Source organism: Treponema succinifaciens DSM 2489, from assembly GCF_000195275.1.
Taxonomy (GTDB): domain Bacteria; phylum Spirochaetota; class Spirochaetia; order Treponematales; family Treponemataceae; genus Treponema_D; species Treponema_D succinifaciens.
Genome location: NC_015385.1, coordinates 1,913,675 through 1,938,194 on the forward strand (window position 1 = coordinate 1,913,675; position 24,520 = coordinate 1,938,194).

Annotated in this window: 21 protein-coding genes and 1 tRNA gene; 9 read left to right on the forward strand and 13 right to left on the reverse strand. The window is 38.0% G+C overall.

All coding sequences use genetic code 11. The features are described 5' to 3' along the window. Positions 1 to 49: 49 nt before the first annotated feature. The 4 genes from TRESU_RS09080 to TRESU_RS09095 form a co-directional block, all read right to left on the reverse strand. Complete coding sequence (locus tag TRESU_RS09080; RefSeq protein WP_013701957.1) at positions 50 to 877, reverse strand: hypothetical protein; 828 nt, start codon at positions 875 to 877, stop codon at positions 50 to 52. Next, complete coding sequence (locus tag TRESU_RS09085; protein ID WP_013701958.1) at positions 843 to 1,112, reverse strand: hypothetical protein; 270 nt, start codon at positions 1,110 to 1,112, stop codon at positions 843 to 845. Before TRESU_RS09085 ends, TRESU_RS09080 begins: the two co-directional genes overlap by 35 nt. Before the next feature lie 135 nt (positions 1,113 to 1,247). Then, positions 1,248 to 1,670, reverse strand: a complete 423-nt coding sequence (locus TRESU_RS09090) for a hypothetical protein (RefSeq protein ID WP_013701959.1) — start codon at positions 1,668 to 1,670, stop codon at positions 1,248 to 1,250. A 17-nt stretch (positions 1,671 to 1,687) separates the two neighbouring features. Next, positions 1,688 to 2,836, reverse strand: coding sequence for a hypothetical protein (locus TRESU_RS09095; RefSeq protein ID WP_013701960.1), 1,149 nt, complete (start codon positions 2,834 to 2,836; stop codon positions 1,688 to 1,690). 563 nt (positions 2,837 to 3,399) lie between these two features. Here TRESU_RS09095 and TRESU_RS09105 point away from each other — a divergent pair. Beyond that, positions 3,400 to 3,717 carry a helix-turn-helix domain-containing protein gene (locus TRESU_RS09105; RefSeq protein WP_013701962.1) on the forward strand — a complete coding sequence of 106 codons (318 nt, stop codon included), beginning with the start codon at positions 3,400 to 3,402 and terminating at the stop codon, positions 3,715 to 3,717. 19 nt (positions 3,718 to 3,736) lie between these two features. Here the strand turns inward: TRESU_RS09105 and TRESU_RS09110 are convergent, their stop codons facing one another. Continuing rightward, positions 3,737 to 4,399, reverse strand: a complete 663-nt coding sequence (locus TRESU_RS09110) for an outer membrane beta-barrel protein (protein WP_013701963.1) — start codon at positions 4,397 to 4,399, stop codon at positions 3,737 to 3,739. 189 nt (positions 4,400 to 4,588) lie between these two features. Here TRESU_RS09110 and TRESU_RS09115 point away from each other — a divergent pair, with 189 nt between their 5' ends. Then, the gene (locus TRESU_RS09115) at positions 4,589 to 6,973 is read left to right on the forward strand and encodes a glycoside hydrolase family 2 protein (RefSeq protein ID WP_013701964.1); all 2,385 of its coding nucleotides are present in this window, start codon (positions 4,589 to 4,591) and stop codon (positions 6,971 to 6,973) included. A gap of 83 nt (positions 6,974 to 7,056) precedes the next feature. On the opposite strand, the gene add is transcribed toward TRESU_RS09115, so the two are convergent. Then, positions 7,057 to 8,103 (reverse strand): adenosine deaminase, encoded by a 1,047-nt coding sequence (gene add, locus TRESU_RS09120; protein ID WP_013701965.1) that lies wholly within the window; start codon positions 8,101 to 8,103, stop codon positions 7,057 to 7,059. A gap of 371 nt (positions 8,104 to 8,474) precedes the next feature. On the opposite strand from add, the gene TRESU_RS09130 reads away from it, so the two are divergent. Continuing rightward, positions 8,475 to 8,804 carry an RNA recognition motif domain-containing protein gene (locus TRESU_RS09130; protein WP_013701966.1) on the forward strand — a complete coding sequence of 110 codons (330 nt, stop codon included), beginning with the start codon at positions 8,475 to 8,477 and terminating at the stop codon, positions 8,802 to 8,804. A 6-nt stretch (positions 8,805 to 8,810) separates the two neighbouring features. Then, complete coding sequence (locus TRESU_RS09135; RefSeq protein WP_013701967.1) at positions 8,811 to 9,707, forward strand: M28 family peptidase; 897 nt, start codon at positions 8,811 to 8,813, stop codon at positions 9,705 to 9,707. Here TRESU_RS09135 and TRESU_RS09140 read toward each other — a convergent pair. Continuing rightward, a complete protein-coding gene (locus TRESU_RS09140; RefSeq protein ID WP_013701968.1) occupies positions 9,704 to 10,603 on the reverse strand; it encodes a DMT family transporter in 900 nt (299 codons plus the stop codon). The genes TRESU_RS09135 and TRESU_RS09140 overlap by 4 nt on opposite strands. A 90-nt stretch (positions 10,604 to 10,693) precedes the next feature. Between TRESU_RS09140 and TRESU_RS09145 the strand changes: the two genes are divergently transcribed. Further along, positions 10,694 to 11,647 carry an RluA family pseudouridine synthase gene (locus TRESU_RS09145; protein ID WP_013701969.1) on the forward strand — a complete coding sequence of 318 codons (954 nt, stop codon included), beginning with the start codon at positions 10,694 to 10,696 and terminating at the stop codon, positions 11,645 to 11,647. Here TRESU_RS09145 and rsgA read toward each other — a convergent pair. Next, entirely contained in the window at positions 11,621 to 12,577 is a 957-nt protein-coding gene (rsgA, locus tag TRESU_RS09150) for a ribosome small subunit-dependent GTPase A (protein WP_013701970.1), read from the reverse strand. The two genes, TRESU_RS09145 and rsgA, sit on opposite strands and share 27 nt — an antisense overlap. Before the next feature lie 139 nt (positions 12,578 to 12,716). Between rsgA and TRESU_RS09155 the strand changes: the two genes are divergently transcribed. Beyond that, positions 12,717 to 12,789: transfer RNA gene (locus TRESU_RS09155), tRNA-Lys, on the forward strand. 154 nt (positions 12,790 to 12,943) lie between these two features. On the opposite strand, the gene fusA is transcribed toward TRESU_RS09155, so the two are convergent. Beyond that, entirely contained in the window at positions 12,944 to 14,977 is a 2,034-nt protein-coding gene (gene fusA / locus TRESU_RS09160; RefSeq protein ID WP_013701971.1) for an elongation factor G, read from the reverse strand. A gap of 184 nt (positions 14,978 to 15,161) precedes the next feature. Between fusA and TRESU_RS09165 the strand changes: the two genes are divergently transcribed. Genes TRESU_RS09165 through rlmJ form a run of 3 tightly spaced genes read left to right on the forward strand, consistent with a single transcriptional unit; the run spans position 15,162 to position 19,053 of the window. Beyond that, positions 15,162 to 16,187: a response regulator gene (locus TRESU_RS09165; protein WP_013701972.1), complete on the forward strand. Its 1,026-nt coding sequence runs from the start codon at positions 15,162 to 15,164 to the stop codon at positions 16,185 to 16,187. Between the two features lie 41 nt (positions 16,188 to 16,228). Continuing rightward, positions 16,229 to 18,217, forward strand: a complete 1,989-nt coding sequence (locus TRESU_RS09170; RefSeq protein ID WP_013701973.1) for an NAD(+) synthase — start codon at positions 16,229 to 16,231, stop codon at positions 18,215 to 18,217. Continuing rightward, positions 18,211 to 19,053: a 23S rRNA (adenine(2030)-N(6))-methyltransferase RlmJ gene (gene rlmJ / locus TRESU_RS09175; protein WP_013701974.1), complete on the forward strand. Its 843-nt coding sequence runs from the start codon at positions 18,211 to 18,213 to the stop codon at positions 19,051 to 19,053. The genes TRESU_RS09170 and rlmJ overlap by 7 nt, the downstream gene beginning before the upstream one ends. A gap of 2 nt (positions 19,054 to 19,055) precedes the next feature. On the opposite strand, the gene TRESU_RS09180 is transcribed toward rlmJ, so the two are convergent. Genes TRESU_RS09180 through TRESU_RS09195 form a run of 4 tightly spaced genes read right to left on the reverse strand, consistent with a single transcriptional unit; the run spans position 19,056 to position 24,507 of the window. Next, positions 19,056 to 19,841, reverse strand: a complete 786-nt coding sequence (locus tag TRESU_RS09180; protein ID WP_013701975.1) for a hypothetical protein — start codon at positions 19,839 to 19,841, stop codon at positions 19,056 to 19,058. A gap of 25 nt (positions 19,842 to 19,866) precedes the next feature. Further along, entirely contained in the window at positions 19,867 to 20,541 is a 675-nt protein-coding gene (locus tag TRESU_RS09185; protein WP_013701976.1) for a tetratricopeptide repeat protein, read from the reverse strand. 60 nt (positions 20,542 to 20,601) lie between these two features. Beyond that, on the reverse strand, positions 20,602 to 22,149 hold the full coding sequence (locus tag TRESU_RS09190) for a sigma-54-dependent Fis family transcriptional regulator (RefSeq protein WP_013701977.1): 1,548 nt from the start codon (positions 22,147 to 22,149) through the stop codon (positions 20,602 to 20,604). Positions 22,150 to 22,161: 12 nt separating this feature from the next. Further along, positions 22,162 to 24,507: a bifunctional cytidylate kinase/30S ribosomal protein S1 gene (locus tag TRESU_RS09195; protein WP_013701978.1), complete on the reverse strand. Its 2,346-nt coding sequence runs from the start codon at positions 24,505 to 24,507 to the stop codon at positions 22,162 to 22,164. Between the last annotated feature and the right edge of the window lie 13 nt (positions 24,508 to 24,520).

Here is a 24,520-nt window from a genome sequence, read left to right on the forward strand (position 1 = left end):
GTACGGCAATGCAAGCTAAAAAAGTCGCAAAACGGGGGACTTTTAAAAACTATAAATCGGAAGAAATATCAAAGCCAAGTACCGTTGCGGCTCTTATAAAATTTTTTATATTTTGCGGTTCCCATTGTGTACTCACAGCAACTTGCTGGCCATCGGACAAAATTATTGGATGTTTATTAAATCTGTGTCCGCCCCATTCATTATCCTTCACATCTTCAAGCCGTCTTACAACTTTTCCAAATCCTGGTCTCGCAGCTTCATCAGGAAAAGCTTCTTGTAATTGCTCAAAAGTTATTCCAGGATTGTTTTTTACATAGCTTTCTATTACATATCGAACAGTAGGACATTTTCCTCCAGTAGGAACTCCATTCACCGTGAACTGGGCTTTGTTTTTTCCACTTGAAGTAAATGGAACAGAAGGATTCTGAACTACAGCAGATGCTCCAGTATTCATATTCTTTCTTTCGGAGCAAATAAATGAAAAACCTTTCAGTGCAGATTCAACAACATCTTTGTCGTAAGTTTTTATGAAATGTTCCGTCAAAAGATTTTTTACAAGCTCCTCTGAAATTTCTTTTTTTACTTTTACGACATCATTTTTGTTTTTGATTTCAGACTGAATAAAATCTCTTGTATTCTCTACATCAAAATTGTTTTTACTGAAAAGCTCCATTAATTTTATTCCAAGCTCGTTGTCCTTTTCAAAAGGAATTTCCAGGCAATCATTTTTATTGTCAGAATGATTGTAAAAATACAGATACAGTTTTTCACAGACAAGAATACCGATTGAAAGTCTAAGGTCTGTGTGGCTCATATAGTTTAAAAGCTGTTTTTCAAAGTCATCATTTTTTGAAAGTGAATACTGCTTTAATTCCACAATAAATAAATAAATCCCTGCCGTCCTTGTTCAAAATGATGTCGGGAATTTCCCTGTCTGTAGAGCCTATATGAAGTTTCCGCTGCGAATCAATTTCATTAAGAATCTTTTTGAAACCAAATATTTCGGAAAAATAATTTTCCCAAAGAGCCTGAATTTTATATTCAGGTTGATTATAAAATTGTGAATGCTGAGCCACCAACAAATTCCAGTCTTCAATATAACTTCCGCCCATTGCCAATCATCTCCTGTTTCTATAAATTGAAAACACTTCTATTATAATAAACGAAATTAGATTATAAATTTAATTTTTTAACAAATAAAATATTTTGCAACACAAATTTTCTCTCCTTAACAAAAATTCTAAAAACTAGTAATTGTAAGTTACTGTTCTTGATTGGTTAAATCCATATTCAATTGGAATTTCCATTCCTAAATATGGAGAATCATCAACAATTTCACCAGAAAACGCATATCGGGAAAGCAAACTAGGACATTCAATTATTTCAGCGTCATTTTTAAACCCATTCATTAATTGGCTATCCTCTGAAATTTTTCGCCAGCCACGCTCGTCCATTTTGCATACTACTACAATTTCTTTGTGGCAAACACCCAAAATAAAATCTGCCTCGTTCGCCTTTTTTACGTCATCAATTGGCCAGTATTTGCGAACACAGTCCCAGCGAGACGCTCTTCCTGCAACTTTTATGCCTTTGCTCAATTTTTCGTATGATTTGTTTATACATACAAAAATTACCTTTCCGTTTTTTGAATCAAAAATACCGGTTGCCATGTTTTTACCTCCATTTATCATTCATAGTTATCTTCTAGTGGATAAGATCCAAATTTTCCATTATCACGAAATAATTGTCCTGAATTTCCAAGAAAGGAAGAATCATCTGAATAAATAGAACCTTCCCAAATTCCACTCAACATTTTGACTGCATGAATATCATTTGAATATTTCTTTTTATCCCAAAAATCCTTATTCTTACATTCTCCAGTTATATGCCCTATAGAAGCAACATAAGATGCTGAATGCAATCTTAAATCTCCATTGCTACAATGATTACAATAAAATTTATCATAATCAAGTTGTTGCAATATTGAACATCTGCTTTTCCAGCTTGTATGATGCTCCAAAATATGATTCTTTATTTTTTCTGCTGCAAATCTAATACCACAAACAGGACATTCAAGTATTAAATCATAATTTAAATTTGAAACAGCACTTTCTTCAATAAATATTTTATTAAACTTAGATTTTAATATACTTTCTTTTTTATTATAAGTAATTTTTATATCAATCAAATTACTGTTCGCATATTCAATTGCTTTTTCAAAAACAGATTCATCAATTATAACATCATATTCAGAGCAATATTTTTCAATTTTAACTGGCTTTTCAAATCCCGTCTTTTCTGTCAAAAAAGTTTCTTGTAATTGTTCCGCAATTTGTAATGCTTCGTGTTCTATAATACGCTCTGTTTTATATGTAATTATATATTCGTTTTCATTGTTTGCTACTAGTCTAAGAATTAATCCCTTTTCTTTTAAGCACTTGTTTATTTCAATTTCATTATTAGATATAAAAGTTGAATAATCTTTATCAAATTTTTGCGGAATATTTTCTGTAAACAAGACAGGAACATACTTATTATTTACTATAAGCGGTCTACGAATAAAAATTTCATTTGGCAACCTTTCAACAACATATCCCTGTAAACTTTTTTTATCATTAATAAGTTCAATATATTCTAAAAGGTCTTCCAACATTAAACATGATTTTATATTAAAATATAATTTAAAATTGGAATTAAATGCTTTATTCATTTCATTGAATGAAAAGCAAAACAGTTCTGTTAAATCTCCCCAATTTATATATTCATTTATGAAAAAATTTATATATTCTCTTGTTCTTTTAGCAACTTCTAAATCATCATTTTTTTGCTTGCTCATAAAACATCTTTTTCACTCACTTTATCAGTTTCAATAAAAAATCTTCTGCATGGCTTCTTTTTGAGGAAACCATGCAAAACAAAAAAACTAACTTTGTTTTTTTAAGTATATAGATTTTCCATCTTTTGAAAGTATCATTGTATCACTAGAAATTTCATAAGTATAATAAATAGAAACAGGTGATGTTATATGTATAGTTTTTGTGGACTCATCATAAGTTCCTGGCTGAGCCGATCCTGCCACCAAAGAGCATATCCCATCCTCATATAAATACAGGTATACACCTCCAACTTCCCAAACAGTTCCAGCTAATGATGATGTGGAATTTTCATCACTACTGTCGCCCCCCCCCGGAACTTCCGTTGGAACAGCTAGCAACCATTACAGCAACAAGAAAAGCCGCCATAATACTTTTAAAAACTTTAATCATAAAATTCTCCTTGCGTTCCTGCATTTTCTATGCAACCACGCCGTTTTATTAGCTAATAGACTATATTTTAGCACAATTTAACCATGCGTCAAGCGTATACAAAAAGAAAAAAGTAGCTTTTAGAATATAAACAATGGATTTACAAGACACATTTATTAGCAATCTGAAAAGATTCCGCAAAGAACAGAACATGACGCAGGAAAAACTTGCGGAACTTTGCAAGACAGACACTTCATACATTGGGCAGATTGAAACAAAGAAACGTTTTCCTTCTCTTTCGTTTGTTGAAAGAATCGCCGCCTCACTTAAAGTTGAGCCTTACAGACTTTATATGCCGCAAGACTCAAGCAATGATTCTGTTTCTGTGGAAGAACTAAAGCTGATTGAATCTGAAATCCTGCGCGCATTAAAGACCGACATAAAAAAAATCGTAAAAAAGCACGGTCTGTAAAGGCGCAGAATTTTCAATCCTAGAACTTTGCAGTTCCGCCGATTTTTATAAGTTGAGGATAACCTACTTCAATATTCGCGCCGAATTTTTCAGTAAAGAAATATGAAGCTCCAAAGTTTATTCCAGCATAGAAATTTGTTCCGTTTTTCTTGATTGATTCTTTTTCAGTTTTATATTTATAGCTGACAAGATAACCATCATAATTATAAACTGGTTCGTAACTAGGATATTTGTAATCAACTTTCCAGTTCCAGAATTCAAGTCCAAGGCGAAGTCCTGCGTACAAATCAAGTTTTTCTACAGGAACTTGAATATGATAGTTTGCAAGCGCGCCCAAGTTGATGTAATTCATTTCGCCTTTCCATTCGTAGTCAGGAACATCTTCAACTCCGAACGAAGCAGTTTCTTTCATCTTGTCCTGAGAATATCCGATGAATCCGCCAAATCCAAGAGGAAGCTCGCCAAGCTTTTTTGTGTATTCAACAGACGCTTCAAGATACGGAACTTTCATAGAGCCGTCATAAGGCAAACTTTTCCAGTGCCTAGAAAATCCAATGTCGCCACGGACAATAAAATCTCCTTCCTCAATTCCCGCTCCATAGTTCTTCCAGTCAACATTCTGAGCCTGCATAAAGCACAAAGCTCCCAAAAGACAAAACCCAGCAACCAATAGCTTTTTCATAAAAGCCCTCCAATAAAAATAATATAACTTAATTCCATTCTCCCCGACTTTTGCCAAGAAGAAAGAAGCGATTTTTTACAAATTATAAGAACACTTTTTCATAAAAGGTCGCAAAACAAGCGACTTTTTTACAATTAAACTGGCAGCTTCAACCTTGACGATAAAAATTCTTTTGAATAGACTAAAAGAATGAAAGATAGAATTTATTTTAACAACGGCTGGGAATTTTCTCCGTCATTCAATGAAAAAATGTTGGATTCAAAATACAAGGGAAAATTCGAGCAGGTAAGAATTCCGCATTCAGTTTGCGAAACTCCTTTTAACGGATTTGATGAAAGCGAATATCAAAAGCTGAGCATTTACAGAAAATTTTTTAAGACAGAAAAAGAATGGGCAGGGAAAAAAATTCTTCTTACAATAGAAGGCGCGGCTCATCAGTGCGATGTTTTTTTAAACGGAAAATTTCTTGCAAGGCACAGTTGCGGATATACAGCTTTTACAGTTGACTTGACAGATTCTCTTTTGCCGGCAGGAAGAAACAACCTGCTTGCATTAAAACTGGACAGCCGCGAGTCTTTAAACATTCCGCCATTTGGATTTGTAATCGACTACATGACTTACGGAGGAATCTACAGAGACGTTTATCTTGATATAAAAAATCCTATTTATATAGAAGACATTTTTATAAAAACCAAGGCGAGCCATTTTGAAACAGAGATAACTTTGAATTCTTCTGACGCGGAAGGATATTCAATTGTTCAGCGAGTGGAAAGTTCAAGTTCTGTGGTGGCGCAGATAAACACAGGCGTTCCGGGAAACAAAATTCTTACTGCGGCGGACGCACAGCCGGTTCATCCGTGGACTCTTGAGCAGCCGGTTCTTTACAATCTTGTTACAGAACTTATAAATCCAAAGGGAAAAATTGCAGACAAAAAAAATGTAAGATTCGGATTCAGGGAAATAAAATTTGATGAAACCGGATTTTATCTCAATGGAAAAAAAATAAAGCTTCGCGGACTAAACAGACATCAGTCATACCCTTACGTGGGATACGCAATGCCAAAGAATATCCAGAAAGAAGATGCCGACATTTTAAAACTCGAGCTTGGCGTAAACTACGTAAGGACTTCGCATTATCCGCAGAGCAAATATTTTATAGAAAGATGCGATGAACTTGGAATTCTTGTGTTCACGGAATTTCCGGGCTGGCAGCACATTGGCGACGATGCCTGGAAAGCGCAGGCTTTGGAAAATGAAGATGAAATGATTTCGCAGTACAGAAATCATCCTTCAGTCTTTATGTGGGGTGTAAGAATAAATGAAAGCAAGGACGATGACGAATTCTACAAGGCGACAAATTTCCTTGCGCACAAAACAGACTCAACTCGTCCAACTGGCGGCGTAAGATGCATCAAGAACAGCAACTTGCTGGAAGATGTATATACTTACAACGACTTTAGCCATTCAGGTAAAAACGCCGGAAGCCTTGATAAAATCAAAGTTACAAAAAGCCACGGCGGATATTTAGTAACAGAACATTCAGGCCATATGTTCCCGACAAAATCATTCGACACTGAGCAAAGAAGAACTGAGCACGCAATAAGGCACGCCACAGTTCTTGACAGCGTTGCAGGACACGATGACTGCGCAGGCTCAAGTGGCTGGTGCGCCTTCGACTACAACACTCACAAGGAATTCGGTTCCGGGGACAGAATTTGCTACCACGGCGTAATGGATATGTTCAGAAATCCAAAGCTGGCAGCCGCTGTCTATAAAAGCCAGGAAGATTTTACAGGGGATTTTATTGAAGTAAATTCCAACATGAGTATCGGAGAATACAACGAAGGACTTTTAGGCGACCTGTGGATTTTTACAAACGCTGATTCCGTAAAGCTTTTTGTAAACAACACTTTTATAAAGGAATTCAAAGCGTCTGATTCACCGTTTAAAAATCTTGCGCACGGACCGATTCTTGTTGACGACATAATCGGAAACAGGCTCATTGATGAAGAAGGAATTTCTGCAAAGAACAGTGAAAAAATAAAAGAGCTGATTTTTGCAATAAAAAAATTCGGGCAGAACAGTCTTTCTGCAAAATATAAACTGGAAGCCGCAAAGCTTTTTGCAATGCGTGTTATTTCGAAAGAAAAACTAATTGCACTCTTTGGAAAATACATAAGCAACTGGGGCGGAGAATCTTCTTCTTATAAATTTGAAGCAATAAAAAACGGCAAGACTGTAAAAACGCTTGTAAAGTCAATGTGCAAAAATGCCTCTTTAAAAACGCAAGTCAGCCGCACAATTTTAATAGAAGAAGAAACTTACGATGTTGCAGAAGTTCATTTGCGGGCAGAAGACGAAAACGGAAACCTTCAGTCTTTTATACAGGAAGCTGTACTTGCAGAAGCAGAAGGCGCAATTGAAATAATCGGACCACAAGCAGTTTCTCTTAAAGGCGGAATGTCAGGAATCTACGTAAAAACAACTGGCACTGCCGGAAGAGGAACTTTAAAAATAACTGACTGGCAAGGAAAAGAAACCAAGATTAGTTTTACTGTAAAAATTAAAAGATGACAAAAAAATTGCCGTGCATATCAGATTTGCGACTTGCACGGCAACAATATTTAAATGCCAATAACAAAATTCAGATTATTCTGTTAGTTTGCGTCTGGATGTTTTTTAAACCAAGCGTCCCAGGCAGAATCAACATTTTTACAATAGTCATCTTTTTCTTCCTTGGAAATAAAAGCAGCCTTGTATCCATTCTTGATAATCTCTTTTATTTCGTCCAAAGAGAAATTCTGATCTTTGTAAATATTCCAGTATTCATCAATAAGCGAAACTTTAAAGAATGTAGGATCATCTGTATTAAGAGTAACAAAGACTCCCGCATCATAAAGTTTTTTTACAGGATGATTTTTCATATCGCCGTTGAATTCTTTTAGGATAAAAATATTGCTTGTAGGGCAAACTTCAAGCGGAATTTTATTTTCCGCAAGATACTTCATAAAATCAGCATCTTGAGCAGCGGCGATTCCGTGACCAAGCCGTTCAGCCTTGCAAAGTTCCAAGCTGTCTTTCATGGAAAAAACGCCACAGCTTTCTCCTGCATGAGTTACAACATGAAGTCCGTTTTCTTTTGCCTTTACAAAAACATCCTTGTATTCCGCGGCAGGTCCTTTTTTTTCATCTCCACCAAGCCCGATTCCAACGATATAAGGATTTTTTTCAGCAAGCACAAGGTCTAGATTTTTCATTGCGTTTTCCACGCCAAACGAGCGGCTCACATCAACAATGAGTTTTACAGTGCGCCCGGAATTTTCTTTTATGCGCTCAATGTTTTTTTGAACAATACTGATCATGTCGTGGAAACTCCAGCCTTTCTTTAAATGCGAAGTCGGACTGAAAAAAGTTTCGCAATAGATAATATTATTTTTATTCAAGTAAGCTTCAAAATCCTTGAACATATATTCAAAGTCATTTATGTTTGTAAAATAAGATTGGATTTTTATAAAGGAAGAAAGAAAGCCCGTCAAATCATCGTATTCAAAAAGAGAATTGAATTCCTCATCTGACATATCCTGATTAAAATTACGCTTATAAACTTTCTTTACGGTTTCCCTGCTTAAAACAGCCTCCTCATGAACATGGAGCTCGGCTTTTGGAATACTTTCCAGCAAATCATAAAATTCTTCTTTCTTCATGTAAAAGATATTATAACACAGAATGTTAAAAATCAACAGGATAAATTTATCAAAGGCAGGGCAAACGCATTATAAATAATTTAAGTAAAGTTTGCGGGAAGGAACGGTTCCCGGGGCAAAAACACTCTGATTGTTGCGACCGCGTGAGCGGGCAATTCTATAGTTGCTTTGCAACAATCAGCGTGCAGCGCATTATTGCGCGGTTTTGAACCAGGAAACCGTGCATGGCAGCCAGTTTTGTGCTGAATACATTTATAATGCGTTTGGTCCGTTTATCAAAGGCAATTTTACTTGACAGCGCATTTTTTCCATAGTATTTTAATATTGCATGATTCCTTGCCAAGGCTTTGTGAATCTGCAAGGAATTATTTATGTCAAAAAGACTTTACGTTGGAAACTTGAGCTATGCAACAACACAAGATACATTGAGCTCATTGTTTTCTGCTTATGGAAATGTTGTTTCTGCAACAATTATTATTGACCGCGATACAAACCAATCAAAAGGTTTCGGCTTTGTTGAAATGGAAGATCCTGCGGAAACAGACAAGGCAATTGCCAAGCTTGCAGGCAAAGAAGTTGACGGACGCAAAATCCGCGTAAACTATGCAGAAGAAAAAAAGCCTCGTGAGCGTTCTGGATTTTCAAGAGACAGCGGAAAAAGATTCGGTTCAAACAATCGTCGCAGAAACGGAGACTACTAAAATAATATGGGATTCTTTCCGAATGAGTTTTCAGAATATCTAGCTCAAGACTGCAACAGGGCGGATTTTATACAAGAATGGCTTGAAAGCCGCGGTGTAAATTCCAACCGTGTTGTAATAGACGGAAAGAATCACATTTTAGTTCAGTTTGGTTCTTCAAGCTACAATCCCCAGTTTAAAATAAAAACTGTAATTGCCCACCATGACAGAGTTCAAGAAAGTCCAGGCGCAAACGACAACAGCGCGGCGGACTGGCAGCTCATGAACTGGGCGGTGTGGCTTAAAGATTATCCTTCGTTCCATAATGTAAGAATTTTCTTTACAGACGGAGAAGAGCTTGGCTGGACTGTAACAAACCAAGGCGCATTTGGAATTGCAAAAACTTTTCAGCGTCTTGGAATTACAAACGATGATGTTTATGTTTTTGATGCTTGCGGACGTGGGGAAATTCCAATTCTTTCAAAAAGCGGATTAAGTTCTCTTGCTTCTGCAAAATTCAAATCGCAGTTCAATGACCTTTACACAAGAACACAAAATATTTTAAAGCGCGCCACAGACGGCAGATGGATGACTCTTCCAGTTCCATACAGCGACAATGCGTCTTTTCTTGCCTGCGGAATTCCAGCGGTCGCAATTACACTTTTGCCAGCAGAAGAAGCCTCGCTTTATGCAAGAAAAATCAACAGCGACAAGTCTCTTGAAGATGCGGTGATGAACAGAGAATCCTCAAAGCAAAAACGCATTGAAGAAAACATTCCGGACTTTTCATACAAAGAGCACCTGCCCTACACTTGGCGTCTTTTCCACACACAGAATGACAACATAGAATCGCTGACTCCTGCAAGCTTTAAAGTAATGGAATCTATTTTAAAATCCCTTGCAGAAAGCAAAACTCCCTGCTAATTTTCACTTTGCCTTTTAGCCGCATTTTTTGAATTGTAAATAAAAACAAGAATTGCTGTTCCGATTATAATAAAATATCCTGCAACGCTAAAAATATCTGGAACCTGATCAAGAAAAACAAATCCAAGAATTCCTGCAAAAACAATATTCGAATAATCATAAATTGAAATTTTTGAAGCCGGAGCATTGAAGTACGCGTTTGTCATTCCAAATTGACCGCAAGCAGCTCCAAGTCCCGCGCAAAGTAAAATCAAAACTTGAGGCAAACTCATAGACGCATGGAAAAAGAAAACAAAGGGAACAGCAAGCAAGCTGGAAAAAAGTGAAAAGAACACAATTATAAAATCGCCGCAAACATTATACGAATGGAGTTTTCTTACAAAGCAAGATGCAAAACCAGCTCCCATTCCGCCGACAAAAGCAAAAAGAGCTGGAAAAACTTTTACAAAATCAAATGTAGGCTTAATGACAAAAAGCGAGCCGGTAAAAACAACAATCAACGAAAACGCAGAAACAAAATTTGGCTTTTTACCAAGAATAAAAATGCTTGCAATCACAGCAAAGAATGGCGACATTTTATTCAGCATAGCGGCGTCAGAAATATTCATAAAACCCAAAGCATAAAAATTTCCAAAAATTCCAAGGGAGCCGACAGCCAATCTTAAAAGCAAAAATTTCCAAGCCTCACGCGGAACATAAAAAACCGACTTATCCTTTTTAGCCTTCATGTACAAAGTTGAAAAAGCAACAAAAAACGCAATGAGATTTCTAAAAAGAGTTTTTTGGACAAAAGGAAGATTTCCTGCCAAACGCACGCAAAGTCCCATTACTGCAAATCCAAATGCGGAAAATAAAATCCAGCAAACTCCAAGCTTTAAATTTTCTTGATTTTCCATATTTGCAAGATTATAGAACCTTGCATTTTTTTTGTAAATTAAAATTCGGCGGAAATTGAATTTATTCAAAATGAAGTTTATTATAAAACAATGATTGAAAAAAACTGGACAGCAAACGAAAAGAAAACTCTAAATGAATTTTTACGGCAAAAAATTCCAGAACTTCTTGAAGGCGAAATTTCCAACAGCAAAATCAGACGTTTAATTGTTTCCGGCGCAGTCTACATAAATTCAAGGCAATGCAGAATTCCTTCATTTAAAATAAATTCTGGAACCGCAATAAAAGTTTTAATTGACAAGGAAAAATTCTTTTTTGAAAAACAACCGGAAGACGCAGATTTTGAACTTACAGAAAATGATGTTCTTTTTGAAGATGAATATTTAATCGCAATAAACAAGCCGCCTTTTCTTCCAACCGAGCAGACAATCACAGGTCAAAGAAAAAATGCCCACGACTGCACGGTAAAATATTTGTGGCAAAAAAATTCCTCTCTTAGAAATCCACCTTACGTTGGAATAATGCACAGGCTTGACAGAGAAACAAGCGGAATTCTTTTATTCACAAAGAGCCGAAGTGTAAACAAAGACATTTCTGAAATGTTTAAAACCCGCGGAATAAAAAAAATCTACAGAGCCGTCTGCACTGGAAAACTTCCTGAACAAAAAGAATTCACAGTTGAAAATTTCATCGCGCGAATCTCACCAAAAAGCTCGGCTTGCAAAATGGGAATTGTTCCAGAATCAAGGGGTGGACTTTTTACAAAAACTGATTTTAAGATAATTTCAGAAAAAAACGGTTTTATTCAAATTGACTGCCAGCTGCACACAGGACGCACACATCAAATAAGAGTTCAGCTTTCAAGTATGAATCTTCCAATTGCAGGTGATGAGCTTTACGGCGGAATAAAATCAGACAGAATAAAGCTTCATGCAAGAAAAATAGAATTTGTGCATCCGGTTTCAAAAGAAAAAATTACAATCGAATCAGAAATTCCAAAAAATTTTTTTACTGAAAAATCAGTCGCCCCAAATGCCAGTCTTTAATTCTTCAAAAGTTTTTTTCCAGCTCTCGTAGCGCGCCTTTGAAATTTTTCCTTCTTCAACAGCTTTGCAAATTGCACAGCCTTTTTCTTTGACATGGGAACAGCTCATTCCAAAACTGCATTTTCCAATAAACGGAAAAAATTCTTTGTAATAAAGCGCAAGATTTTCCGCGGAAATTCCGTGAAGCAAAAAAGTTTTTACGCCCGGAGTATCGATTATATTTGCGACCGCATCTTTTCTTCCGCCCATAAGAGCTTCATTCAGCTGAAGATGAATCAAAGTCCCTTTTGTAGTTGTATGGGTTCCCTTTCCGTATTTTTTAGAAAGACTGCCGGTTTTTAAAACAACATTGTTATCAAGAACATTTATTATAGAACTTTTTCCAACGCCGCTTTTTCCAACAAAGGCGCAAGTTTTGTTTTCAATGAAATTCGCAAGCTCCTCGATTCCTTCTCCAGTTTTTGCGCTTGAACGGATTATCTTGTAGCCCATTTCTTCCCAGTTCAAAAGCCTCTCTTTAAATTCATCAGACTGCGAAAGCTCATATTTATTGCAGACAATCACTGGAGTTATTTTCTGAAAATCAGCCTGAACAAGCGCACGGTCAATAAAACGCGGCTTAAACGGAGGTTCATCGGGAGTTGTAACAATCAGAAGATAATCCAAGTTCGAAGCAAGAACCTGAGGCTGTCTTTTTTTTACATTCCAGCGGACAAATTCATTTTTCCGAGGAACAAGATTTTTTATAAGCCCTTTTTCCTCTTCAAGGGAATCATCATCAAGCACAACAATGTCTCCAGGCGCAAGCGGATTGTAATAGCCTTTTCCGTCCTTTAAGATTTTTCCTTTTAAAGAACATTCGCGGATAAAGCCATCATCACATTCAACTTGAAAAACATTTTTACTTCCGTCTAAAACAAGTCCATTCATATAACTAATAAAAGTAAAAAAGAAAACTCAAACTGTGTCAAGGGGAAAATTTTGTTAGAATTATTTTGAAAAAACAGTAAAATGCTCTTGACCAAATTTGTTTTAGAGTATATGATACTAATCACGTTGAAAAACGGATGGGCTACTAGCTCAGTAGGTAGAGCAACGCCCTTTTAAGGCGTGGGTCTCGTGTTCGAATCACGAGTAGCTCAGTAAAAGGCACTTGGTTTTCAAGTGTCTTTTTTTATTTTAAATTAATTTCAGTAGAAGAGGCAATGCAAGCAGCGCAAAAGGAACAGCCCGAGAAGATGTTTCCGCAAAAGCAGTAACGCAGTAAACAATCTTGCTCAAGCGTCCTATAAGAATTTACACCTTTACCTGGAAGTGGCTGAACACCATTCCGAAGCTTGCCCTTCCTTGAGTTACAGAGCGAAGATTTGTTGAAAAGCCGAACATTTTTGCCATTGGGGCTTTTGCATGAATTACACTTTCGCCTGACTTTTCATCCATGCTAACAATCATTCCGCCACGCTGTGTAATCTGGCTCATTGCGTCTCCAACAAATTCAGCAGGACATTCAATATCAACTTCCATTACCGGCTCAAGCAGTTCAGGAGTTGCAGACTCGCACGCTTTGTCAAACGCTTCGGCAGCGGCGGCTTCAAATGCAAAAGTAGAAGCTGTAAGCTCATCATATTTTATGTCAGTTACAGAAACCGCAATGTCTGTGCAAGGGTAACCCATTCGTATTCCAGAAGTAAAACAGCTTTGAATACTCTGTTCAATTGCTTCATAAATTTCTTTTGGAATTAAATTGTCATGCACTGCGCAAGTATAAGAATTTCCAGCACCAGTTTCTCTTGGTTCAATATGAATCGTGAGGCAAGCCGCATTTTCTTTTCCGGCAAGAACTTTGCTGAACTCTTCCTTATAATCGGCGGCAGTAGAAATTGACTCTCTGTAAGTAACCTGCGGAGAACCAACCCTGCACTGAACTTTAAAGTCGTCTCTGATTCGGGTAACAAGAACATCAAGGTGAAGCTCTCCCATTCCAGAAATAACAAGCTGTCCTGTTTCTTCGTCATCGCGGAAAGTAAACGTAGGATCTTCACGGCTAAGGATTTCAAGAGTTTCCTGAAGTTTTGCACGGTCGCCCATTGTTTCCGGCTCAATCGCAATCGAAATAACAGGCTCCGGAAATTTTACACTTTCAAGAAGAACTGGCATTCCTTCGCTACCCAAAGTATCTCCGGTCTGCGCAAATTTCAAGCCCACAAAAACCGCAATGTCTCCTGCGCTTACACTGTCCATCTGCTCCATCCGGTTTGCATTCACACGGAGAATTCTATTTACACGCTCACGCTTTTTTTTGCCAACATTGTAAACCTGAGTTCCAGTTGAAATTTTTCCAGAGTACATTCTTACAAAGCAAAGAATTCCTGCCTCGCGGTCATACTGAATTTTAAAAACAAGACCAGCCGGAGTCTTTGAATCAGGATCGCATTTTACAAGAATTTTTTCCTCTTCATTTCTCTTTACATGAATTCCTTCAGCAGGCGGAACTTCATCTGGCGAAGGAAGATAAGCGACAACCGCATCAATGAGAGGCTGAACTCCCTGATTATGCCGGCTTGAACCGCAAAGGAACGGAACAAGCGTTCTGTTAATTGTAGCTTTGCGCAATGCAGATACAAGTTGCTCAACAGAAATTTCCTTGCCTTCTATATAAAGGTCTGTAAGTTCTTCATCATTTGAAGCGACTGTATCAACAAGTTTTTCCCGCCATTCCTGTGCAAGTTCTTTGTACTCATCGCTGATTTCTGATTCTGTAAATTTTTCTCCTTCAGTTTCTGAATCCCAGCAGATTTCTTTCATTTTAAGAAGATCTATAACGCCTTCAAAGTCCTGTCCGCTTCCCATAGGAATTTCAAGGGCAACAGGCTCGCAGCCAAATTTTTTGCGAACATCTTCCATTGCTCCAAAGAAGTCCGCACCGACTCTGTCCATTTTGTTTACAAAGCAAATGCGCGGAACATGAAATTCATCAGCCTGCTTCCAGACAGTTTCAGTTTGAGGCTGAACCCATCCAACGGCGCAGATTACGGCAACAGCTCCATCAAGAACACGCAAAGAGCGTTCAACTTCCGCAGTAAAATCAACGTGGCCTGGAGTGTCAATGATATTTATTTTGTAGCCTTTCCATTCAGTTGTGATTGCAGCTGAAGCGATTGTAATTCCACGCTCTTGCTCCTGCTTCATAAAATCCATTGTAGCCGCGCCGTCATCAATTTCACCGATTTTATGAATTTTTCCAGAGTAATAAAGAATTCTTTCTGTCGTGGTTGTTTTTCCAGCATCAATGTGAGCCATGATGCCAATGTTTCTCATTTTTTCAAGCATATAGATTTCCAAAAATAAACGCGAAATTTTTTTAGTATTTTAAAAAAATACACACCAGATGTCAAGGCAACGAATTTTTCCAAAAGTTTATTTCTTTACATTTCAAGATGATATGATATAATCAATTTGGAATATTTAAAAATTCAGTTTCAGCGGTTTTTAAATTCAACAACTGGAGCAAGAGATGACAACAATTTTAATAGTTGATGATTCTGAAATTGACAGAGCGGTTTTAAAAAACATACTGGCAAGTTTCTACAATGTAATTGAAGCAGATTCAGGATATGCGGCGCTTGATATTTTAAACAATCCGGCATTAAAAATTGACGGACTTATTATTGATATAAATATGCCTGGACTAAGCGGGTTCGAAGTGCTCAGTCTGCTAGACAAGTCAAAGCATTCAGGAATGATGATTCTGCTCATTTCTTCAGAAGCGAAAAAAGACAACATTATAAGAGCCGCAAATTTCGGAGCGTCAGGATTTTTCAAGAAACCTTATGACAGCAAGCAGATTCTTTCAAAACTGAAATCAATATTCGCAAAAAAAGTTCTTGCGGCTTCAATGCTAAAAGGAACTGTATCAGATAAAGAGTTAAAGGCGACAATTCTTTACGCGGACAAGCTTCGCCGTGTTTATCTTACTTATCTAAAAAGTGAAAAAAAGAACGACGATCTTTATATTCACGTAACTGAAATTGTGCATATAATGCTTGAAAATTATTTTGCGACAAAAGCTCCAAAAGATCTCACGCCGGAAGGAATTGAAATAATCAGCCGCGCAGCATATTTTTATGACATAGGCAGAATGATTGTAAGCCATGAAAAATTCAAGGTTTATTCCCAGTCAGAAATCGATGACATTCCAGAAACGCACACAATTGCAGGAGCGGATTTTGTTGGCGTGAACAGCTCGCCAAGTGTCGCATATTTTGTAAAAGTCTGCTCTGACATCTGCATGCACCACCACGAACGCTATGACGGAAGAGGAATGCCTCATGGTCTAAAAAGCAGCATCAACAACATCTACACGCAGATGTGCGCAATCGCAATAGAATTCTGCATAAACTTTTTTTCCGCAGAAGAAATAAGCGCAGCCGAATTCAACATGGCCATGAACACAATTTTAGAAGATAAAGACGCATTCCGGCCAGATGTAATAGAACTTCTTAAAAACAGCCAGGACGACATTCTCGCCTGCTACACATAAAAAAAATTGAATTTTCTGCGGATAATTCGTATAATCGATTTATGAACTACGGATTTTTCAGAGTTGCAAGCGTTTCCCCTTCACTTTCTGTGGCGGACTGCAACTTCAACTCCAAGCAGATAATTGAACTTGTAAAAAAAGCTCAGGACAAAAAAATAAAGCTTCTCGTTTTCCCGGAACTTTCCATTTGCGCCTACACTTGCGCAGATTTATTCACACAAAAAACACTTCAAGAAGAGTGCTATATCGTCCTAAAAAATATTTGCGAGGAAACAAAAAACTGCAATATTCTTTTTTGCGTAGGACTTCCTGTTGAACTGGACTCGGAGCGATTCAACTGCGCAGCTTTCGTTTTCAAAGGAAAAGTTCTTGCTTTAATACCAAAATCTTTTATTCCAAATTATTCTGAATTCTATGAAAGCCGCTGGTTTGCCTCATTTTCTGAAAACACTGTAAAACAAATTTCACTTTGCAAAGGCTTGGAAGACATTCCGTTTGGCACAGATATTTTTATTCAGGATGAAAATGACTCTTCCATAAAAATTTCCGCGGAACTTTGCGAAGATTTGTGGGTTCCGTTTTCACCTTCAACAAGGCACGCATTAAACGGAGCTACGATAATTGCAAATTTAAGCGCAAGCAATGAAGTCGCAGGAAAAGCAGAATACAGACGGATTCTTGTGACAGGACATTCCGCAAAAACAGTAAGCGCATACATTTACGCAAACGCAAGCCACGATGAAAGTTCCACCGATATGATTTTCAGCGGACACAGCATCATAGCAGCAAACGGAGCAATAAAAGCCGAATCCGGTCTTTTTGAAAACACGCAGGAATTTCTTATAGCGGACATTGATCTGGAAAAACTCACGCAAGACAGAATCAAGTCCACAACTTTTTCTAGAAGCACAAGTTTTGCAAAATCTGAATACAAGACAATTTTTGTAAGCGGACTTCAGCAGGAACATTTTGCAGACAACATAGACGAGCAGCTTTATGAAAAAATTGATCTTCATCCATTTGTTCCTTCTGATATTCAAAAAAGAAAAGAAAGATGTTTTTCAATAATTGAAATGCAGTCGGAAGGACTCGCAAAACGGCTAAGGCACATTCATGCGCAGGGAGCAGTCATAGGACTTAGCGGAGGTCTAGATTCAACTTTGGCGCTTTTAGTATGCGCAAGAGCTTTTGATAAATGCAACATTTCAAGAGAAAAAATTTTTTCTATAACAATGCCCGCCTTCGGAACAACAGACAGAACATTCAACAACGCCTGCCTGCTTGCAAAGGAAATGGGAACAACCTTAAAAGAAATAAATATAAAAGACGCTGTGATTCAGCATTTTAAAGATATAGGGCAAGACATAAACACACACGATGTAACTTACGAAAATTGCCAGGCACGCGAGCGTACTCAAGTTCTTATGGATTTTGCAAACAAGTGCAACGGAATTGTAATCGGAACAGGAGATTTAAGCGAGCTTGCTCTTGGATGGTGCACTTACAACGGCGACCAGATGAGCATGTACGGCGTAAATTCCAGTATTCCAAAAACTTTAGTCCGCCACCTTGTTTCTTGGTTTGCGGACGAGGCATTTGAAAAAGGAAACAAAAATCTTTCTGATGTTCTGAATGATATTCTTGCGACACCTGTAAGCCCGGAACTTCTACCGCCTTCAGAAGGAAAAATAAGTCAGAAAACAGAAGAAATTGTAGGTCCTTACGAGCTTCATGATTTTTTCCTTTACTATGTTTTGCGCTGGGGATTTTCTCCACGGAAAATTTATTTTCTTGCACAAAAAGCTTTTCTTGGAAAAGAAGACAAGGCGACAAAGACAATATACACAAAAGAAATCATCTTAAAATGGCTAAAGAATTTCTACAAAAGATTTTTCAGCCAGCAGTTCAAAAGAAGCTGTATGCCGGACGGAGCAAAAGTTGGAACAGTAAATCTTTCGCCAAGAGGAGACTGGAGAATGCCTAGCGATGCAAGCGCGCAGATTTGGATAAAGGAAATTGAAAAATGCTAAGCTATCAGCACGAATATCACGCCGGAAATCTTGCAGACGTTTTAAAGCACACTTGCCTTTGCCTGATTTTGGATTCTCTTTGCAAAAAAGAAAAGCCTTTTACAATAATAGACAGCCACTCAGGTGCCGGAATATTCAGTCTTGATGACGAGCGGATTTTAAAGACAAACGAAGCAAAAGACGGAATAGAAAAAATATACAGATTCTACAAACGGACTTCGCAGGAATTTCCTCACGGACTAAAAGAATACATCGAGCGTGAATCTTCTTATCTTGAAGAAAAAAAATACGCAGGAAGCCCGGAACTTGAAAGCCTTTATTCAAGAGACAAAGACAGCCTTCATTTTGTAGAAAAACATCCGCAAGCGCTTGAATCATTAAGAAGCAACATGAAAGACCACAAGGTCATAATTCACAATGAAGACAGCTACAAAGCACTTTGCGCGCTCACACCACCACTAATAAAACGCGGACTTGTTCTATGCGATCCAAGCTACGAAGATGCAGATGATTACAAAAAAGTCTGCGACGCATTAAAAACTGTAAGAAAAAAATGGAACACAGCAATTATCGCGCTTTGGTATCCGCTTTTGCTCCGCAGAAAAAATGAAACCTCTCAGCTTTTAACAGAACTTGAAGACTTCTGCAAACTAGGAACAACTCCCTGCGAAAGCTTTAAAGTTGAGCTAGTCACAAAAAATCCAGAGGAAACAAAAACAGAGTCAGGCTCTCATCTTTACGGAAGCGGAATGTTTATAATGAATCCGCCATGGAAGCTAAAAGAGGATATGGAAAAAAACTGCACATTTATAAATAAAATCCTCGAAATTTTGTAAACTTAGTCATCGTACCACTCTTCTCTTATTGAGATCGAGCCAAGGTGAAGCAATTTGCTGTAAGACGGGGAATAGCTTGAATCCCTGCCAACGGAAACCGCCCACATATCAACATACCAAACTCCATCTTCGGAACTGCTAGACCAATTTACATCCTCATCGCTTGAAACCGGAAGCGGATTACCGTTGTCAGTTTTCTTGAAGTCAAATCCGTACCCTGAGCCGGAACTCACATTGCGCAAAGGTTTTCCAATCAAAGTTATGCCGCTTGAACCAGCAACATAGCTTTCCATTGCAGAAGTTCCGTAGCAGACAACAGCAGAATATTCAGAAGAACCTTTTATGCTATTCAGGCGGATATAAACATAGCGGTCATCATTTTTTTCTGGAATCAAAGGAGTTTGGTTATAGGAAGAAAATAAAAGCGTCTTATAGTTTCTTGAATTTATAATATTTGTTGCCGCAGCCGAAACATCACTGCTTGAGTTCAATGAGTCAATCGAACTTTGCGCGCTGACCATTGTAGAATAGTTATTATAAATCTTGTAATAGACTTCAGTTCCAAGAAAAGAAAAATCGGACGAGCCGTAATCAGAATTGTCGCCTTCTTCATTGGTCAAAAAAGAAAAATAAAGCTGAGGTCTATCAGTGCTTGTGTATTTTGTTGTGTGCCCGTCAGTTTTTGGCGGCTCAAGGTAATAAAAAGTATCCAAACCGCAACTGACAAAAAGCATGGCAAATAAAAAAAAGGCGGTTTTTAATTTTTTTGCAAAACAAACACCGCCCATTTTTTCTTTATAAAAATACTGATTTTTAGTCAATTTTTCCTTTTGCCCTTAAATCAATAAGGCGGCTTTCAGAAAGGTTTGCCCACTCGTATCCGCTGTAAGAATCAACAGTCTTCTGGTAAAGTTCCGCGGCATTAGAATAATTTCCTGAAAGTTCTAAAACTCTTGCAGCGTTAAAAAGCGCATGGGACGCAAGGTAAAAATCCTTGTCATCCGCAGCAGCCTTATAATAAGCCACAGCATCATCATTTTTAGAAAGCTCCTCTGCGCAAACAGCTGCATTGTACATACATTCTGCATAAGTATAAGCCTTTTTAGAAGCATTGGCAGCCTTTAAGTAACAATCAAGTGCTTTCGTAAAATCTTTCTTTGCAAAGGCAATATCAGCATAAAGCATATTGGCACGAACGCCGGCAACATTCTTTTTTGAAAGATAAGGAGCAAGAGCTTCTTCTGCTTTTGCCTGACGTGAAGAAATCGCATCTTCCTCTATTCCGCCGGATTTTGAAACATAAGAATATTCAATTGAATCAATAGCAGCAAGATCTTTTTTCTTGTTTGAATCAGAAATTGCAAACACAACGCAAACAACTACAGCAGCAGCAACCAAAACAGCCACACCGCAAACGAATATTTTTCTATTTCTAATAATGAAATCTTCAATTTTTACATTTGCAGTAGCTTTTTTTCCCTTAGACATTTTTTACTCCGAATATTTTTTTATTATATAGAATATCAGTTTTTTTGTCAAAACCTGAAACTAAGTCCTGCGGATATTCAGCTCAGAAATAAGCTTTGAAACATAAGTGCGCTGAATATCAAGAATTTTTGCGGCGGCAGTCTGATTCCAGTTTGTTTCCCGTAGAATTCTTTCAACATACTGTTTTTTAAATTCCGAAAGCGCATTCTTTAAGCTACGGTCTTTCATAAGTGAAAGTTCTTCTGCGCAATTTTTAATTTCAGTGTTTTCCTGCAAATTTTCAGAATCCACAGGAAGCCGCAAGTCGTTCAGCTGAATAAAAGGCGGATTCCCGATTATACAAGCCCGCTCAATTGTATTCTCAAGCTCGCGGATATTTCCCGGCCACATATAAGAATAAATCGCTTTTTTTGCCGCTTCTGAAAATCCAAGAAAATCCTTGTGTATTTCAGCCTTGAATTTATTCAAAAAGAATTCGCACAAATCTTCAAGTTCGTCCCTGCGCTCACGCAAAGGCGGAACAGCAATAGGAAGAACATTCAGCCTAAAATACAAATCGCTTCTAAAAGTGCCTTCCTTTATCATTGCTTCTAAGTCGCGGTTTGTTGCGGCAATAATTCTTACATCAACTGAAATCGTATCGCAAGAACCAACGCGCTCAAACTTTTTTTCCTGAATCACACGCAAAAGCTTAGCCTGCAAATCAAAAGGCAGCTCACCAATCTCATCAAGAAAAATTGTTCCGCCGTCAGCCATTTCAAATCGGCCTTTTCTTGCAGAAACAGCATCGGTAAAAGCACCCTTCACGTGTCCAAAGAATTCCGACTCAAGCAAAGACGGACTTAAAGAAGCGCAGCTCACACGGACAAACGGCTTGTTTTTTCTGTTGCTCAAAAGATGAATCTGCTCTGCAAAAAGCTCCTTGCCAACTCCGCTTTCACCAGTAATCAAGACAGAAGAATTAATCGCAGAAGCACGCTTTATATTTTCAATTAATGAAAGAACAAGAGGATTCCGCGCAATAAAAGGATGATAGTCCTTGCCAGCGTCAACTACATACTGAAGCGCATTAAGCTGAACTTTATTTTTCCTGTAACGCAAGGCATTTTGGTAAGCAACAGCCGCCTGTTCGCCCAAAAGCTCAAGAATTTCAAGGTCGTCAGCAGTAAAGTCGCCGTTATTTTCCTTGTTAATCAGCTCAATAACGCCAACACAATCGCCTTTCACACTCATAGGAAAAGCAATCATGTTTCTTGTAACATATTTTGTCATGTTTTGAACTGTGGAATTAAAGCGCGGATCGCTATTTACATCATTGATTATGACCGACTCGCAATTTTCTGCAACCCAGCCAGCGATTGATTCTTTTTCAACAAGGATTTTTTTTACTTCGGAATTTTTAGGACCAAGACTGATATAAAATTCCAGTGAATCGATTTCTTTCCGCACAAGAAGAAGAGATGCGGCTTCACATTTTACCATAAGCATTGCTGATTCCAAAATTGAAACCAGCAATGTATCTGGATCCGCATAATTTAAATTTATGCGCGTATTGATTTCAATGAGTGACTTTAGCCTGTCTAAAGAAATCAAACTGTTTCCACTCATTGATTTTATTTTTTACTCTTCGTGACTCTTTACGCTGTCGCCAATTGTGTAAGCTCTGTCATCATTGCTAGAAGACATATACTGTGAAATTTCAGCACGATCCTGAGCTCTCTTGTATTCTTTTACAGAGAAAGCAACGCGCTCTTTGTCCACATCAATTGAAACAACATAAACATTAACTTTATCGCCAACATTGTATTTCTTTACAGCTTCCTCAAAAGGAACATCACGGTCATCGCTAAGGTTTGCTTTATTAACAAGACCTTCAATTCCATTAGGAGCTTTTACAAAAATTCCAAAATCATTGATAGAAGTAACTTCGCCCGCAAGAGTTCCGCCAACTCTATATTCCTCAGCAAAAGCCTTCCAAGGATTGTCTGTAAGCTGCTTTACGCCAACGCGGATTCTGTGGTTTTCTGGATCGCAGTCCAAAACAACAACATCCAAAGGCTGGTCAACTTTTATTTCGCTTCCAGGATGCTTAATTTTCTTTGTCCAAGAAAGATCTTCGCCAGCAAGGAAAGCGTCAATGCCTTCTTCAAGCTGAACAAATGCACCGCTGTTTGCAATCTTTACAACTTTTCCAGAAATCTTTGTTCCAACAGGATATTTGTCAGCAATTGAATCCCAAGGATTTTCTGTAACCTGCTTAAGACCAAGAGAAACGCGTCCGCCCTGAATGTCATAGCCAAGAATCATGCATTCAACTTCATCGCCTTCTTTTACCATATCAGACGGCTTGTTGATTTTCTTTGTCCAGCTGAATTCAGAGATATGCGCAAGACCTTCAATTCCCTCTTCAAGCTCAATAAATGCACCGAAATCAGGAACTTTTGTAACTTTTCCCTTTACAATATCATTTACATGGTATTTTTCTTCAAAGTGAACCCACGGATCTTCTGTAAAATGCTTAAGAGAAAGGTTGATTCTCTTTCCCTCTGGATCAAGGCGGATAACCTTAAGCTCGATTTCCTGACCTTTTTTTACAAAATCCTTTGGACGAGTTACGTGTCCCCAGCTCATGTCATTGATGTGAAGAAGACCGTCAAATCCGCCAAGGTCAATAAATGCGCCAAAACTTGTGAATGACTTTACAACACCTTTTACTGTGTCGCCAATCTTTACAGTCTCAAAGAATTTATCGCGATTTTCGTTAATCTGCTCTTCAAGATACTTGCGGCGGTTTACAACAACATTACGTTTGCCGTTGCTATAAAGACGCTCAACATAGAACTTAGACTTTACGCCGATAAGCTTGTCTTCTTTTTCAACTTTCTGAGCATCTGCCTGGCTGATTGGAAGGAATGCAGAAATTCCACCGCCAAGATTAACCATATATCCGCCTTTTGTAACAGAAGAAATAACACCTTCTACAGGAGTTTTCTGTTCAGAAGCAACCTTGAGTTCTTCCCAAAGACGTTTTTCATCGGCCTTCTGTTTTGAAACAATAGGACCATTTTTTCCAAACTGACTTACGAGATATACTGTAATTACATCTCCCTCTTTTGGAAGATTTCCAGCAAATTCAGATACTGGAATTTTTCCTTCTGACTTGCAGTTTACGTCAACGAATACAATATCATCTGTAACTTGAACAACAGTAGCCTTTACATTAGCACCGTCTTCAACCGGCTCCATGTTATTAATAGATGCTTCTAATTGTGTGTAAATGTTGTCGGAGCCCTGGGCACCATTCTTTTCCACTTCCTTTTCCATAGCAAACCCTTTTGATTTTATTTTGCTTTCGATTATTGCACAAACATCATTTATGGTCAAGTCAGAAGTGTCAATATAGAATGCGTCCTTTGCTTTTTTTAGCGAGCCTTCCGCCTTGTTTCTGTCCATTTCATCGCGCTTGATAATGGCGGCTTTTATTTCTTCAAGTGAAAGTCCGCTGACTCCCTGATCAAAACGCCTCTTTGCCTGAACATCAATGCTGGCATCAAGATAAAACTTGAATTCCGCGTCGGGAAACACAACAGTTGTCATGTCCCTGCCCTCGCAAATTATGCTAAGGCTTTTTACAATCTGCCTCATTCTTGAATTGACAAAATGCCGAAGCTCAACAAAAGAAGAAACTTTTGAAACATTAGCATCAACCTTGTCCTGATGAAGCAAATCGTCAACATCTTTTCCGTTCAGAATCAGCCTTGCATTCACATAGTCAAGCCTCTGCTTCTTTGCAAAGTCAACTACGGATTTTTCATCATCAAGATTTATCCCGGAATCAAGCAAAGCAAGTGTAAGCGCGCGGTAAAAACTTCCGCTGTTTAAATATGTAAGATTCAAGTCTTTTGCGACTTTTCCAGCAACTGTGCTTTTTCCTGTTCCTGCAGGACCATCTATAGCAACAACCATAACAACCTCTTTT

What these genes read in the sequence shown, in the direction of transcription:
- TRESU_RS09105 (WP_013701962.1), top strand. Translation starts at nt 3,400, where the DNA reads ATGGATTTACAAGACACATTTATTAGCAATCTGAAAAGATTCCGCAAA.
- TRESU_RS09130 (WP_013701966.1), top strand. Translation starts at nt 8,475, where the DNA reads ATGTCAAAAAGACTTTACGTTGGAAACTTGAGCTATGCAACAACACAA.
- TRESU_RS09110 (WP_013701963.1), bottom strand. Translation starts at nt 4,399, where the DNA reads ATGAAAAAGCTATTGGTTGCTGGGTTTTGTCTTTTGGGAGCTTTGTGC.
- TRESU_RS09170 (WP_013701973.1), top strand. Translation starts at nt 16,229, where the DNA reads ATGAACTACGGATTTTTCAGAGTTGCAAGCGTTTCCCCTTCACTTTCT.
- rlmJ (WP_013701974.1), top strand. Translation starts at nt 18,211, where the DNA reads ATGCTAAGCTATCAGCACGAATATCACGCCGGAAATCTTGCAGACGTT.
- fusA (WP_013701971.1), bottom strand. Translation starts at nt 14,977, where the DNA reads ATGCTTGAAAAAATGAGAAACATTGGCATCATGGCTCACATTGATGCT.
- TRESU_RS09165 (WP_013701972.1), top strand. Translation starts at nt 15,162, where the DNA reads ATGACAACAATTTTAATAGTTGATGATTCTGAAATTGACAGAGCGGTT.
- TRESU_RS09095 (WP_013701960.1), bottom strand. Translation starts at nt 2,836, where the DNA reads ATGAGCAAGCAAAAAAATGATGATTTAGAAGTTGCTAAAAGAACAAGA.
- TRESU_RS09145 (WP_013701969.1), top strand. Translation starts at nt 10,694, where the DNA reads ATGATTGAAAAAAACTGGACAGCAAACGAAAAGAAAACTCTAAATGAA.
- TRESU_RS09185 (WP_013701976.1), bottom strand. Translation starts at nt 20,541, where the DNA reads ATGTCTAAGGGAAAAAAAGCTACTGCAAATGTAAAAATTGAAGATTTC.
- TRESU_RS09180 (WP_013701975.1), bottom strand. Translation starts at nt 19,841, where the DNA reads ATGGGCGGTGTTTGTTTTGCAAAAAAATTAAAAACCGCCTTTTTTTTA.
- TRESU_RS09090 (WP_013701959.1), bottom strand. Translation starts at nt 1,670, where the DNA reads ATGGCAACCGGTATTTTTGATTCAAAAAACGGAAAGGTAATTTTTGTA.
- TRESU_RS09115 (WP_013701964.1), top strand. Translation starts at nt 4,589, where the DNA reads ATGAAAGATAGAATTTATTTTAACAACGGCTGGGAATTTTCTCCGTCA.
- TRESU_RS09195 (WP_013701978.1), bottom strand. Translation starts at nt 24,507, where the DNA reads ATGGTTGTTGCTATAGATGGTCCTGCAGGAACAGGAAAAAGCACAGTT.
- add (WP_013701965.1), bottom strand. Translation starts at nt 8,103, where the DNA reads ATGAAGAAAGAAGAATTTTATGATTTGCTGGAAAGTATTCCAAAAGCC.
- TRESU_RS09085 (WP_013701958.1), bottom strand. Translation starts at nt 1,112, where the DNA reads ATGGGCGGAAGTTATATTGAAGACTGGAATTTGTTGGTGGCTCAGCAT.
- TRESU_RS09135 (WP_013701967.1), top strand. Translation starts at nt 8,811, where the DNA reads ATGGGATTCTTTCCGAATGAGTTTTCAGAATATCTAGCTCAAGACTGC.
- TRESU_RS09140 (WP_013701968.1), bottom strand. Translation starts at nt 10,603, where the DNA reads ATGGAAAATCAAGAAAATTTAAAGCTTGGAGTTTGCTGGATTTTATTT.
- rsgA (WP_013701970.1), bottom strand. Translation starts at nt 12,577, where the DNA reads ATGAATGGACTTGTTTTAGACGGAAGTAAAAATGTTTTTCAAGTTGAA.
- TRESU_RS09190 (WP_013701977.1), bottom strand. Translation starts at nt 22,149, where the DNA reads ATGAGTGGAAACAGTTTGATTTCTTTAGACAGGCTAAAGTCACTCATT.